Raw genomic sequence first — 13,622 nt, 5'->3', positions numbered from 1 at the left:
CTAGCCTTTGTTTTTTAATGCTAATTCATAGTGCTTAGCGAAGTCTTCTAAATAGAACGGAGACTCTTTATTGATAATATCATCGGATAGCTTTTCATGAATATCCTCAAACCTCTTCCAACTTTGAGCATATTTCCTAGCTGGAATAACCTTATTAATAACCGTGTCTTTCGCTAAAGCATCTGAGTATATAGAAGTAGGTTCAACAAGTGACATAACACTCGAAACCGTACCTTCAACACCTTTCATTAAGGCTTGCTCATGACTTTCGATGTCATTAAATGCTTCTTTAATGGCTGCATTTGGCTTTAAGAAGCTAGCGGTTTGACGGTTATATAAGTTATGAATCGCATCTTCTAAGTTTGCAGAAAACTTTAAAGGGTTATTTTCTGACTTACGAAATGCGGTATGACTAAGTCGATTTGTTTGTTTAAACACTGCTCTGTTATGCAGTGTTTCCATTAAACCAACTAGCATCAAAGAAAATGACTCCCCCAGTTGTTCGAACCATTCCTCTCGGTTATCGCTGGGAATCATCATTGGATCTATACCCACCCCTCTAACAAAAGCCGCAAGTTCACCCCCATTGGTATCAAAGTTGGGAGTCGATAGGTGTTCTGATTGTCGGTTAACTTTCGGTAAAGTTTCAGATACGGTGCTCTGTTTTTCGGGCTTTGGAATATCAATAAAATCATCGACTAAACCAATATCTAGCTGAAAGTCAGAAGGAACACTTTCGTTTAAGAGTTCACTAGCACTAAGGCCTAGGTCAACAAATTCTGCTTCCGATGGACTTGAGACTACTTCAGGGGGTGCGCTAGAAAGACTTTTACTTGTCTCAAGACTGAATACATCTGTATCTGTTTGAATAGAAACTGAAATTTGATAATCCCCTAAGCTAACCATATCGTCATCGCTTAGTGCTATTTCATTTCCTTGACCCACAGGAGTTACAGCATTATTTACAAAAGTACCATTAGTTGAGAGGTCTTTTATCAAGTATTTGTCACCAAACTTAATCAGTTCTCCGTGGGTTCCGGATACCACTCTTTCAGGATCTGGTAGTGTCCAATCACATTGTTCAGACCTACCAAATGTAACCTTGGCATGTTCATCACTTGATTCAAACACGAACTCACTCTCAATCTCTGGAGTAAATTTGTGAAAACTTGTTATGGTTAAAACCAACTTCATGTAAACCTCGCCAAAGACCTGCTAGATATTATTTTTAATTTTATTATTAACTGCTTTTTTATTAACAGTAAGATTAATAAAAATCTTAATACTGCCATTGAAAATCATGCACGGAATAATGAATCATTTTTTTATCAAAGCAATCACGTATTGTTCAACAATTTTAATTATCCAACCAAGTTCAAATTTTTGACACTTAGACTTTCATCAATAAAAAAACGAATGTTAGTTTGGCCGAGAAATTCTAACATAATGACTTTTCATTGAGCAGAAAGGTATATATTCCCCCATCATTTATACGGAGTTCTTGTGATGGAAGACAGTAATAAAAACAATTCTATAAATAACGAAGAAAGCGGAGATAAAACTAAAATTGTAAAGACTCAAAAACGAGACAACGCAATTAAATCAACCAAACTCACTAATAATGAAACCTCCGTTAAAAATAAAAATGAAACAAATACAAAACTGTCTCAAAAAGAAAACACTCCGTTAGTTAATAAGAAAAAAAACAATAAAGATGACTCATTAAATAATAACAAAGATGTTATTAACGAAAGCTTAATAGGAGCGACCGTTAAAAATCGGTATGAAATTGAGTCGGTTATTGGGCATGGTGGGCTTTGCGATGTTTACTTAGCTAAAGATAGGATTCTTGAATCTTCAGGTTCAGAAACACCCTACGTTGCGTTAAAAATATTACAGAAAGAGTTTGCTTCTCAACCAGAGACTGCACGCATGTTAATACGTGAAGCTCAACAAACTCAAAGGTTAAGCCACCCTAATATCATTAGGGTTTTTGATTTTGGTGTTGATGGCGAAATATACTTTTTAGTTATGGAGTATATTAACGGAGAAACATTAGAGAGTTTAATACAGCGTTCTAGGCCCCATGGGCTGAAGTTTAATGCAACTTTATCAATCCTAAATCAGGTACTCGATGCACTCTCATATGCTCACTCTCTTGGTGTAGTGCACGCCGACCTAAAGCCCGCTAATGTGATTTTAACGTCTGAGGGTAACGTTAAGTTGCTTGATTTTGGTGTATCTAAAACTCATCAATTAAAGCAGGATCAATATGCGGCTAAACGTAAATCCGAAAATGTTGAAACGCTTGGTTATACTCCCAACTATGCATCACTCAACCTGTTATCCGGTAAGGAACCGAACTTAAGCGACGATATGTTTGCTCTATTTTGTATTGCTTACGAGCTATTGAGTTGCAAACACCCTTACGCAAGAACTCCAGTTAATGAAGCTCTCAAAAAGAAGATCAAGGTCTCTAAACCAACTAACATGCCTGCATCTAAGTGGCCAATATTTTCAAGCGTATTTTCAACTGGCATCATTCCGAACGAGCTGACCCCTGAGCAGTTGAAACGCAAATTGAATATGCGCTATTGGCCTATCGCTAGCGGCGCGGCAGCGAGTATATTATTAGTTAGCGGCATTGTATTTGGTTATCAGCAGCAACAAGAAACCATCGCCAATTTGGAAACCGTTATTAGCAAGCAAAATGATCAAATTGCCGGACAAGAGTGGCAGCTTGATACGCCAGCAGAAAAAAGTTTGGCACTGATTGATAGTGAAAAAAGCTTACATCCAGTCGTTAAGGCTGGCTTATTACGCTTACACAAGACCTATATTCTCAGCGAGTTTGAATCTGAAATTGATCAGGTTTTGAATTCTGATGCCAACAACTACCCGAATTATGATGAAATTGAGTCCATACTTGATAAAGCAAAAACCTACTACCCTGACTCACATAAAATAGAAGTTCTTGCCTTAGATATTCAGTCAAGCAAGCACTCCACTTTACTTTCGATAGCAAGGCAAATCAACAGTCAACTTGAAAAGTCTCGGTACAGTAAAGAAGACGGCAGTAAATCCATCTATGAGCTCAAGGATGAGTTAAATCAGATTCATCAAGGTTATCCTTTCACGCCAAGTTCGTTATCTAGCGATGTTTTCGGTCAGCACCTCACTGAAGCACTCCAAAAGAAAGACGCAGCTGCACTTGTTGCTCTTATTAAGGTTGGGAACACCTTCTTTTCAAACGTAGAAGAGCATCAAGAGAACTTACAGATAAGTAATGCGATGAAAGATGCAGTGCTGGAAATGAAATTATATGAGACAGCGCTAGATTCCAACAGCCCTCTACCGTTTCCAGAAGATGCCGCTAGAATCCTGTTCCAAAAAGAGTTTGAAAACTTTTATTCTCGCCTAGAAAAGGCAAGGACGACAACTCATCTCGATAACTTGGTGAAGGATGTGGATCTGTTCTCGAAAAACTTTCCTATTGGTTTTCAGGATGTTAACGATTTAAGATTCAAAACTGCTGATAAATACTTACGCTTCTCCGATATATTACTTAATAAGCGAAGGACTTCAAGCGCAAGACGCGCTATGAAGAAAGCCAACGAGCTTATGAAGCAAATAGAACAGGACTCTAAGCAAAGCTAGTAATACAAAAGGGACGCGAGTCCCTTTTTTGCCGCAGATCACTTGCCAATATGCAACTAGATTGCTAATTTATACTTGTACTTAATGAGGAGAGTTAGCCTTGACTGAAGGAATAGTCAAAGTTGGCGAACGTCGGGCGTCCGTATGTAACGATAGCCTTAAACTAGGACTGCAAGACACTTACCGACTCGGCGTTTTACTTGGAAACGTCCCCTTTGCTACTTGTGTTAAAAACACGCGAGTTGAAGTTTTTTCATCCCTACATTTCGACCATTGCCGTTTGGATATAAGTCAAAATATCTTTAACAATGACTTTCTTTTTGTAAGTTTATCTCAAGCGACAAGCAAACTATTTCTGCTCAAATACTGGTTATGCCATTCATACCTTCGGCTAAGCCTTCATTATCCGAAACATTCCTCTACCGCAACGTTTAATAGGGGTATACATGATTAATTTTGATGTTCTCAATACATACATGGATAACGACGTAGATCTGATCGTCACTGTTTTTTCTACATACCTTGAAGATCACACGAATGATATAGAGCGTATAGATGAGCTATATACAAGCAGATGTTGGTCAGAACTCTATCTATTAGCGCATAGTTTAAAGGGCATTCTAGAGAGTTTCGGAGAAGACACCACGGTCATTGCGTTTCAAAGAATAGAAGAAAAAACCAGAAACGATACAGCGCCAGATAGCTCAGATATAGCTATAGTTACTAAAGAGCTAGCTGCAATTAATCAACAAATCTTCGCTTACTTGAAGAATATGCAATAAAGAAATTCAAGGCTTAACTGGGGGAAATATGGCAATGAATAATAGCAATTTCAGGGAGTTGATTGAGTCTCTCAAAGACCTAACACCAACTCAAAAAAGGTACTTACTTAGCCGTACAAAGATGGCGCTAGATGATGAAAGTAATATGTTAAACATCAGTGATATTCTAACACCAGAAGAGTTGGAGGCGTTACTATCACCGGCACCAACAACGAATACAAAATAACAATGATATACAACGCAACCGTCAGATTAACGCTAGGGACCAAGTGAAGGAAATCGACTTTGCTTGGTTGTTAGTTTCTCTCCCTATTCCTTTTCACTACAACAAACGTATTGTTTTCGAAACCTTTTTCCAATTTAAACAGGTCAGATAATTGAGCGACTAACATCAGTCCGCGACCAGAGGAGGACCAACTATCGTCATCCATTAAGTTAGGTGCCTCAATCTGTTTGTTTTTATGTTGGATGAACGTCTTTTCATTGATCGGCGCTCCGCAATCAGAGACTCTCAGTTCCACGAAACCGGACACTTGGTCATCCCCAACCCTACACTCCACTTCAATTGGCAGGCCTTCTATTTCACTGTAAGAATGAATATAAGCGTTATTCATGAGCTCAACGACACAAAGCTCCAATGATTGAATTGCATTTAAGGGGATTTGATGACCCATCAAAAACCGAACAACGTCTTTGCTCGCACTTCGTGAGTGAGTAAGGGAGCTCCCGTAAGTTCGTTTAAATTCGCTCTTTGACATTCTTTTCCTTAAATCGAGCCTCTCACCATGCCATTTTACCTGTAAAAGGCTGGCATCATCATCAAACTCATCTTCGTTATGCCAAGATTGTACTTTTTTAAAGACGTCTCCCACTTGGTCTTCAACTGTCAGCGTGCAAACAACTTTTATACTCGATGCCAATCGTTGTAGTGAAAACATCTCCTCACCCTGCCTCGCTTCAATCAAACCATCCGAATAAAGCCACAATGCATCGCCCTCATCCAGACTAATTTGGTTACCGATATATTCCATCGGCTGCATTGCACCAACGATAAAGTTATCGTCACCTATCTGTTCCATCGTTTTCGTACTCGTTCGCCAAACTAAGATCCTGGGGTGGCCAGCCGTGCAATAGCTAAGTTGCCCTGATTTTGTGTTAAGAATGGCGTAAGCCATAGTAAAGTAAAGTTGACTGTTTCTAGTTTGCTGATAACGCCGATTTAGCCGTTCAATCACAGATGCAGGCTCACTTACGCAATAGCCGTCATCTCTCAACTCCATCGTGATCGAATCAGGCCCCTGACTTTGAGATAGCGTCTGTTGAATAGAAAAAGCCATCAAAGCTGAAGAAATACCATGACCAGAAACATCAAATACATAAAACGCAACATGTCGTTCATCGAGCTCCAAATACCCCAACATATCACCACCAATCTGGGAGCATGGTTTGTAGACATAGCTAAAATTTACATTCTGAATAGTTGATTCAGCAGGGAGTAGTTGCTCCATCAGATGACTAGCAGACTGTAGGTCTTGGTGAATTGTTTGATAGGCCGCATCTAGCTCTTTATTTCTCTCAACGAGTTTGTTGTGCAGTTCTAAAGTACGAAACCCCGCACGGATTCTGGCCTGAAGTTCCTCTACAGACGTCTTCTTATCTACGAAATCATCTGCGCCAGCATCAATGCCTTTCACGATCGAACTTTGGTCATTTCTAGAAGACAGTAGAACAAAGAAAATGTAACGTTCGCTAACTTTAGATTTTAATTGGCGACACAATTCAATACCATTAATTCCAGGCATCATTAAATCACTCAGCACAAACTGAATATCAGGGCGGTGGGTTAGCACCTCAAGCGCAGCTCTTCCGTCTTCAACTGCAACCACTTCATAGCCCTGCTTTTCCAATGCACTGCTGATGTAAAGCAGTACTGTTTTACTATCATCGACCAAAAGAATGGGTTTCATCTTCCTCCTTAATACGGTTGCTTTACTGGCTAACGCAAAACACTAGTCACTGACTGCTCATTTCTAAAACGGCTGTAGTCTTCGGCTAATAATTGGTGTTGATATCGAGTGTAAGACAACGCTTCATTAGAAATTAGTATCTGATGCTCTTTTTCGATTAACTGACTTTGCAGCCTTTCAATCTGTTCATTCTGCTGTGTGTAATTGAGGTACAGTGCGAATAGACCAAAAACCGAAACCATTAACAGGGCGATTAGAATATTATTGATAGTTTTCACTTGAATACTCATGACCTCTCCTTGTCTATTATTAGACTTTCCATGATGAAAGAGAGCGTCTACGGACCAAGAGCCCAAGGCTCTAAAACGCAACGAAGCAAATTGAGGTTGTTTTTCCAATTATAGGCGATATGAGAAAAAATAAGAAAAATCTGAAAAAATTTGAATATCCTGCTGAGTTAAGAATCGGTAAGGTGGTAGCAGCGAGCTATCATCCACTCGCTGCAATACATTAACTCTGAAATGCAGGTCTAGCTAAAATTTGGTTATACCATCGAGCAATGTTTGGCGACGTCGATAGCACATCAATTTCTAGGCCTTTAATTGCGAAACTGATCAAAATAAAGCCTGTTATATCGACGATAGTAAAATGGTCTACGGCGATAAAATCATTATGTTCAAGGCGCTTGTCTAAGACAGGCAGAAATTCGTAGACGCGTTGTTTTGATTCTTCGCCCCATGCTTCAACGCAACGTTCTCTGTCTCCATAAACTCCGGTCATGTTTCGAAACGCCTGAAATGCCGCATTTAGTCCTTGGAACTCCACCACACGATGCCACATTTCCACCTGAGCACGTTCGAGCTGGTTAGCACCAAACAGCGCCAGATCATTTTCAAACGCTTCATCTAGGTAGCGACAAATCGCCACGCTTTCACAGATCGTCGTACCATCATCCAGTTCCAGCAGAGGCACTTTGCCATTCACGCTTTTCGATTTAAACGGTTCAGATAGGTTATCGCCCTCACGAACGTTCAGCGCAATTCGCTCAACCTCGCCACCGATTTCCTTCAGAAAAATGCTAACTCGCTTACAACTTGGAGTCATTGCGGTTTCATAGAGCTTCATTTCACATCCTTTTATCTTTTTCTAACCGATTGGTTAGGATATACTGTAGTCAGTTTATAAACGATCAGTCAAGAACTTCACTATCAAAAATTTTCAAACAGTTGTGGGTCTGTTTGCTGAGCGAGATTTTTGATGCCGTTTGTGAGTTCACATGAATTTGGAGGCTGATACCCAAGAATAGATGGGTATTCATCATATTGGTTCAGTTCGAACGCTAGAGGTTCTCTGTACTATCCCTCCAAAGCAATTTAATTACCCGATAAGCAGGCCCAGGCAGGTAATTTATGGCAAGAAAAGCCAACTTCGACCGAGATGAAAAGCTTCTCGTGGCTATGGATGTGTTTTGGCGCAAAGGCTTTGCGAACACGTCTATCTCAGATCTCACCGACGAGTTGAACATCAACCGCTTCAGTCTTTACAACACCTATGGTGACAAGCAACAGCTCTACTACGAAGCGCTCGATACTTACTTAAAAAAGGTCTCGCTACCGTCACTGAATGATTTAGAAAAAGACGATGCGTCTTTACCTGAGTTGGAATCGTTCCTTAAATCTTTTGCTGAGCTGCAACGAAAACGCAGCTGCGGGTGTTTTATCCAAAATGCGTTGATTGAGCACGCTGGTGAAGACGATGATGTACTGCGTAAAGGGCATTTCTTATTTGACCATCTTATCGACATCATTGCAGATGCGCTGACCAATGCACAAAAAGAAACCTTAGTGCCGAAAACGCTTAAACCAGAAGAGCTTGCTCGTTTTGTTCTCAACAACATGCAAGGCATGCGCGTGCTTGGCAAAGCCAAACGTTATGCCGATTTGGATACGGCGCTTTCCTGCTTGCTGGTTTTGATTAGGAAGTGACATGTCGATTGAAGTGATAGCGGTACGTCTTACCAAAGGCATGGACTTAAAGCTGAACCTAGCGAAATTGGTCGAGCAGTATGGTATCAAAGCAGGCTCGATTGCTTCATGCGTTGGTTGTGTCTCTGACCTCAACCTTCGTTTGGCAGGTGCAGAGAGTACGTTAACCAAACAAGAGCCATTTGAAATCGTCTCTGTGATGGGAACCCTAACGCCTGAACATCAGCACGTTCATATCTCGGTGTCTGATCGTGAAGGACGAGTCTGGGGCGGGCATTTAATGGAAGGCACGGTTATAGATACCACCGCAGAATTGATCATCCATTCTTACTCAGAACTTGAGTTTACCAGAACGATGGACGACTCGACCGGCTATACCGAACTGCAAGTGAATCCTTCCAAATAGTAAAAAGCTCCAGAGCCATACTGTGCTGTCTCTGGAGCTCTATTCGCTTGTCTCTTACGCTAAAAATTCACTCATACAGAGCAAGCTAATTTCGAGGATCATTCTTCGACTATATGACAAACCTGATTATCGTCGACCGTTACTTGCCAAGTTTTTAGACCGTGCGCTTCGTCTTCTAAACACTGCCCGCTCTTTAAACTGAAGTGCTGTTTATACAGTGGTGATGCAACACACATCTCACCATCAATATCACCGACAATCCCTCGACTCATCACATTAGCCTTACCAATTGGATCCCAATCTTGAACGGCGTAAACACCGCTATCTGGAATGTAGAATAGCGCAACGTGCTCGCCTTCAATCAATACAGTAGCACCGATAAACGGCATTAAGTCATCAAGCTGACACAATTTCACTTTGGTTAAAGCTGCCATTTACACCTCCTGTTTCACTGGAATACGCTGACCGCGCACACGTTGGTACGGCAAGACTTTGCTGCCCGACGTGCTGTTCAAGAAAGGACGGAAGCGTTGCAATTTCTGAGGATTATCCAACGTACTCTTCCACTCACATTGATACGTATCTACGACTCGTGCCATTTGTTCATCCAAAGAATCACATAGGTTGAGAGAGTCATCCAAAATCACTTGTTTAAGGTAATCTAGGCCCCCTTCCATGTTCTCCATCCACACCGACGTGCGCTGCAAGCGATCTGCGGTGCTGACGTAGAACATCAATACTCGGTCGATCATGGTGATCAACTCTGATTTGGATAAGTCAGATGCAAACAAATCAGCGTGTCGTGGTCTCATGCCGCCATTACCACAAACGTATAGATTCCAGCCGTTTTCGGTGGCGATCACCCCAATGTCTTTACTTTGCGCTTCTGCACACTCGCGAGTACAGCCCGATACGGCAAACTTAAGCTTATGGGGCGCTCGCAATCCTTTGTAGCGGTTCTCTAACTCAATGGCTAACCCAACCGAATCATCAACACCATAACGACACCAAGTAGAACCGACGCAAGATTTCACGGTGCGCACCGATTTGCCGTAGGCGTGCCCTGTTTCAAAACCAGCATCAATCAAGGTTTGCCAGATTTCAGGAAGCTGTTCTAACTGCGCACCAAATAAATCTACGCGCTGACCGCCAGTGATCTTGGTGTACAGATCGTATTGCTGAGCAACTTCACCTAGCACGATAAGTTTGTCTGGTGTGATTTCGCCGCCCGGAACACGAGGCACAATCGAGTAAGAACCATCTTTTTGCAGGTTTGCCATAAAGGCATCATTAGAATCTTGCAGAGATTGATGCTGTGGCTCCATGATGTGTTCATTCCACAAAGAAGCAAACACAGATGCCGCTGTCGGCTTACAGATATCACACCCATGCCCTTTGCCATGCAGTGCAATTAAGGTGTCGAAGTCTTTGATCTGTTCCACTTGGCAAATATGGAACATCTCTTGGCGACTGAGCTCAAAGTGCTCACAAAGGTGGTTGTTAACCTCTACCCCCATGGCTGCCAGTTGAGTATCCAATACCGACTTCACCATATTGCTACAGCCACCACAGCCAGTACCGGCTTTAGTGTTGGCTTTAAGGTCCGTCAGGTTGGTAGTGCCAGCTTGAATCTCGGCAACTAAGTCGCCTTTTGTGACGTTGTGACAAGAACAGATGATGGCGCTGTCTGGCATCTCTCCATCTAACATTCCGGTATCAAACAGCAGGTTCGCCGCGTGGTCTGGCAGGACCGTTTTGTTCAAATAACACTGTAAGAGCGCATCGTAATCGCTGTTGTCACCAACGAGAATCGCACCGAGCAATTGGGTACCGCTCGCATCAACCACCAGCTTTTTGTAGATACCTGCAACCGCATCTTGCAACACCATTTCCTGTGCGCCTTCAGTTTGCATTTGTGCATCGCCGATAGACGCCACATCCACCCCAAGCAGCTTGAGTTTGGTGCTCATGTCTGCACCTTTAAAACCTTCGCTCGGCATACCAGTCAAGACATCGGCAGTGGTTCTCGCCATGGTGTAACCGGGAGCGACCAAGCCAAAGATCTTCTGCTCCCAAAGGGCACATTCGCCAATCGCGTAAATGTTCTCATCGCTGGTTTGGCATTGGTTATTAATCACAATGCCGCCTCGCTCGCCTATTTCTAGCTCAGCCAGCCTTGCCAACTCATCTTGAGGACGAATGCCTGCGGAGAAGACAATCACATCCACTTCGAGAGGATCTTTGTCTTTAAACACCATACGATGCTTAGCCGTTTCACCATCACAGATTCGTTCCGTACCCGTTGAGGTGTGAACGGTTAGCCCTAGCGCTTCAATCTTCTCTTTTAGCACTAAGCCAGCACCATCGTCTAACTGCACGGGCATCAGGCGGGGAGCAAATTCAATAACGTGAGTTTCTAACCCCAATAGTTTAAGTGCGTTTGCCGCTTCTAAACCCAACAAGCCGCCGCCAATCACTGCGCCCGTTCTTGCGCCTTCACATGCTTTTTTGATTTGTGAAAGGTCATCAAGCGTGCGATAGACAAACACGTTGTCTCGGTCTTTACCTTCAATTGGAGGCACAAACGGGTAAGAACCGGTCGCGAGCACAAGTTCGTCGTAACCCAGCACATCTTCACCATCAAGGAGAATGCGCTTTTGCTCTCTGTCGATGCCTGTTACTTGGCTGCCAAGTACGAGTTGGATGCCATGCATGTCGTACCATTCTTGGTTACTCAGCATCAAATCATCATGAGACTTACCCGCAAACAAAGAGGACAACTGTACACGGTCATACGCGATAAAACGCTCTGCACCAATCACGGTAATTCGGTGCTCCAAATGCGCGTTTTTCTGCACTAATTGCTCGACGAGGTGTTGCCCAACCATACCGTTACCTACCACAACGATGTGGCTCAATGCGTTCTTTACTGGAATCGTTAAAGGACTGTTCATCGCTGCCTCCTTATGCCGTTTGCGCTGCGGTTTTGGGTTTGTCTTCTTTCGAAGCAGGAATCTCGACTTTGGATTGCTTCTCGTAAAGGAACTTCAGCACCGCTTGTCGACACTTCTGATACTGCGCATCATCTGCCAGTGCGACACGCTCGCGAGGACGCGGTAGATTCACTTCCAACACTTCACCAATGGTCGCTGCCGGACCGTTAGTCATCATCACGATTTTGTCGGATAGCAGCACCGCTTCATCCACGTCATGTGTAATCATGATGACGGTATTGTTTAACTCGGCTTGAATCTTCATCAGTGCATCCTGTAAATGCGCACGAGTTAACGCATCCAACGCGCCAAATGGTTCATCCATCAGTAGAACCTTTGGTTGAAGTGCCAGTGCTCTGGCGATGCCGACTCGCTGCTTCATACCGCCCGAGATTTCATCCGGCTTTTTGTGCGCAGCATGCTGCATTTGAATCAACTCCAAGTAGTGATTCACTTGTTCCTGAATCCACGCTTTGCCCTTTTTGCCGGCAATTTGTTTTACTGCGAGCTCAACGTTTTGATATACGGTGAGCCAAGGCAACAATGAATGGTTTTGGAACACGACTGCGCGGTCAGGTCCCGGTCCTGCTACTTCTCGCCCATCGACTATTACGCCGCCGTCTGTTGGCATGTGCAGCCCTGCAACTAAGTTCAATACCGTTGATTTACCACAGCCAGAGTGACCAATTAGGGATACAAACTCGCCTTTATTGATTTGTAAATCGACGTTCTTAAGCGCGATGAACTCGCCATCTGGCGTTGGGAATCGCATCCCTAAACGCGTCAGATCTAATAATGCTTTTTCCATGATCTTTTCCCTTATCTCAACGCTTGTTGTTTATTCCAAGACAGCCACTTTTGAAGTTGCAGCATGCCTCTATCGAGCATCAAACCGATAAAGCCGATGGTGATGACAGCCACCATGATGCGCCCCAATGATGCTGAACTGCCGTTCTGGAACTCATCCCAAACGAACTTGCCTAACCCTGGGTTCTGAGCGAGCATCTCTGCCGCAATCAACACCATCCAAGCGATACCTAAAGAGAGACGTAAACCTGTGAAGATCATTGGAATGGCAGAAGGTAATACGATCGTGCGGATGTGCTGCCACCACGAAAGTTGGAGTACTTTGCTCACGTTGATTAAGTCTTTATCAACGCTCGTTACACCCACAGCGGTATTAATCAGCGTCGGCCATAAGCTACACAGCGCTACAGTGATCAGAGAGTTGATGAACGACTTAGCAAACATCGGGTCATCACTCACATAAGTGGCACTTACAACCATGGTAACGATGGGTAGCCAAGCTAAAGGTGAAACAGGCTTAAGCAATTGAATGATTGGGTTGAACGCTTGATACAGCCCTTGATTAAGACCCAGCACGATGCCAAGTGGAATCGCGATAATCGTCGCGAGCAGAAAGCCCGCGGTTACGGTCACTAAGCTTGTTATGATTTGGTCGAAGAACGTCGGCTTACCTGTGTAGGGACGAATCTTCACTTCCGCGTCTGGATTTTTGGCTAATTTTGCAGCATTGCGCTTTTCCTGACGCTCGATAAACGCTTGTTCCTTTTCTCGCTCTTGCCAATGGTCATCGACAAGGTTGCTGAACTGCTGAAAAGTTTGCACAGGTCCCGGTAGCGTACCTAATGAAGTTTGCACTTCTCTCGCTGCTAAGTGCCACATTGCCAAAAAGAGCAGCAAGCCAATGACGGGCAAAAGCACCAGCCGACTTCGGTTCACTACCTGCTTAGCAGGAAAAAGGGAAATGACATTACTAGACATACTCACTCCTAAGAAATTTACATCCTTGTTGCCACAAGCGAATCCCC

At 43.3% G+C, this 13,622-nt stretch carries 13 protein-coding genes; 5 read left to right on the top strand and 8 right to left on the bottom strand.

The genetic code is table 11. The features are described from left to right. Positions 1 to 1,194, bottom strand: coding sequence for a type VI secretion system-associated FHA domain protein TagH (gene tagH, locus R8N46_RS03795; RefSeq protein WP_005375931.1), 1,194 nt, complete (start codon positions 1,192 to 1,194; stop codon positions 1 to 3). Between the two features lie 312 nt (positions 1,195 to 1,506). Between tagH and R8N46_RS03790 the strand changes: the two genes are divergently transcribed. The 3 genes from R8N46_RS03790 to R8N46_RS03780 all read left to right on the top strand — a co-directional run bounded on the left by R8N46_RS03790 (position 1,507) and on the right by R8N46_RS03780 (position 4,665). Next, complete coding sequence (locus tag R8N46_RS03790; RefSeq protein WP_165439090.1) at positions 1,507 to 3,657, top strand: serine/threonine-protein kinase; 2,151 nt, start codon at positions 1,507 to 1,509, stop codon at positions 3,655 to 3,657. Between the two features lie 446 nt (positions 3,658 to 4,103). Further along, complete coding sequence (locus tag R8N46_RS03785; RefSeq protein WP_318098070.1) at positions 4,104 to 4,439, top strand: Hpt domain-containing protein; 336 nt, start codon at positions 4,104 to 4,106, stop codon at positions 4,437 to 4,439. Between the two features lie 34 nt (positions 4,440 to 4,473). Continuing rightward, entirely contained in the window at positions 4,474 to 4,665 is a 192-nt protein-coding gene (locus R8N46_RS03780; protein ID WP_025767706.1) for a hypothetical protein, read from the top strand. 70 nt (positions 4,666 to 4,735) lie between these two features. Here R8N46_RS03780 and R8N46_RS03775 read toward each other — a convergent pair whose 3' ends face one another. The 3 genes from R8N46_RS03775 to R8N46_RS03765 form a co-directional block, all read right to left on the bottom strand. Beyond that, positions 4,736 to 6,406 carry a SpoIIE family protein phosphatase gene (locus tag R8N46_RS03775; RefSeq protein ID WP_115386677.1) on the bottom strand — a complete coding sequence of 557 codons (1,671 nt, stop codon included), beginning with the start codon at positions 6,404 to 6,406 and terminating at the stop codon, positions 4,736 to 4,738. Between the two features lie 29 nt (positions 6,407 to 6,435). Then, positions 6,436 to 6,696 (bottom strand): hypothetical protein, encoded by a 261-nt coding sequence (locus R8N46_RS03770; RefSeq protein WP_017820228.1) that lies wholly within the window; start codon positions 6,694 to 6,696, stop codon positions 6,436 to 6,438. 220 nt (positions 6,697 to 6,916) lie between these two features. After that, on the bottom strand, positions 6,917 to 7,531 hold the full coding sequence (locus R8N46_RS03765; protein ID WP_005375905.1) for a glutathione S-transferase family protein: 615 nt from the start codon (positions 7,529 to 7,531) through the stop codon (positions 6,917 to 6,919). A gap of 284 nt (positions 7,532 to 7,815) precedes the next feature. On the opposite strand from R8N46_RS03765, the gene R8N46_RS03760 reads away from it, so the two are divergent. Beyond that, positions 7,816 to 8,391 (top strand): TetR/AcrR family transcriptional regulator, encoded by a 576-nt coding sequence (locus R8N46_RS03760; RefSeq protein WP_005387553.1) that lies wholly within the window; start codon positions 7,816 to 7,818, stop codon positions 8,389 to 8,391. 1 nt (position 8,392) lies between these two features. Beyond that, positions 8,393 to 8,797: a PPC domain-containing DNA-binding protein gene (locus R8N46_RS03755; RefSeq protein WP_042604124.1), complete on the top strand. Its 405-nt coding sequence runs from the start codon at positions 8,393 to 8,395 to the stop codon at positions 8,795 to 8,797. A 98-nt stretch (positions 8,798 to 8,895) separates the two neighbouring features. Here the strand turns inward: R8N46_RS03755 and nirD are convergent, their stop codons facing one another. From nirD to R8N46_RS03735, 4 genes are read right to left on the bottom strand one after another with little or no spacing between them, the layout of a single operon-like run. Beyond that, positions 8,896 to 9,231 (bottom strand): nitrite reductase small subunit NirD, encoded by a 336-nt coding sequence (gene nirD / locus R8N46_RS03750; RefSeq protein WP_017634206.1) that lies wholly within the window; start codon positions 9,229 to 9,231, stop codon positions 8,896 to 8,898. Next, complete coding sequence (gene nirB / locus R8N46_RS03745) at positions 9,232 to 11,751, bottom strand: nitrite reductase large subunit NirB (protein ID WP_065275352.1); 2,520 nt, start codon at positions 11,749 to 11,751, stop codon at positions 9,232 to 9,234. Between the two features lie 10 nt (positions 11,752 to 11,761). Then, complete coding sequence (locus R8N46_RS03740) at positions 11,762 to 12,598, bottom strand: ABC transporter ATP-binding protein (RefSeq protein WP_005450080.1); 837 nt, start codon at positions 12,596 to 12,598, stop codon at positions 11,762 to 11,764. Positions 12,599 to 12,609: 11 nt separating this feature from the next. After that, positions 12,610 to 13,575, bottom strand: a complete 966-nt coding sequence (locus R8N46_RS03735) for an ABC transporter permease (RefSeq protein ID WP_213972162.1) — start codon at positions 13,573 to 13,575, stop codon at positions 12,610 to 12,612. Positions 13,576 to 13,622 lie beyond the last annotated feature (47 nt).

This window comes from Vibrio sp. 1874 (assembly GCF_033344395.1).
Lineage (GTDB): Bacteria > Pseudomonadota > Gammaproteobacteria > Enterobacterales > Vibrionaceae > Vibrio > Vibrio alginolyticus.
This window is presented reverse-complemented; position numbering and strand designations above follow the sequence as displayed.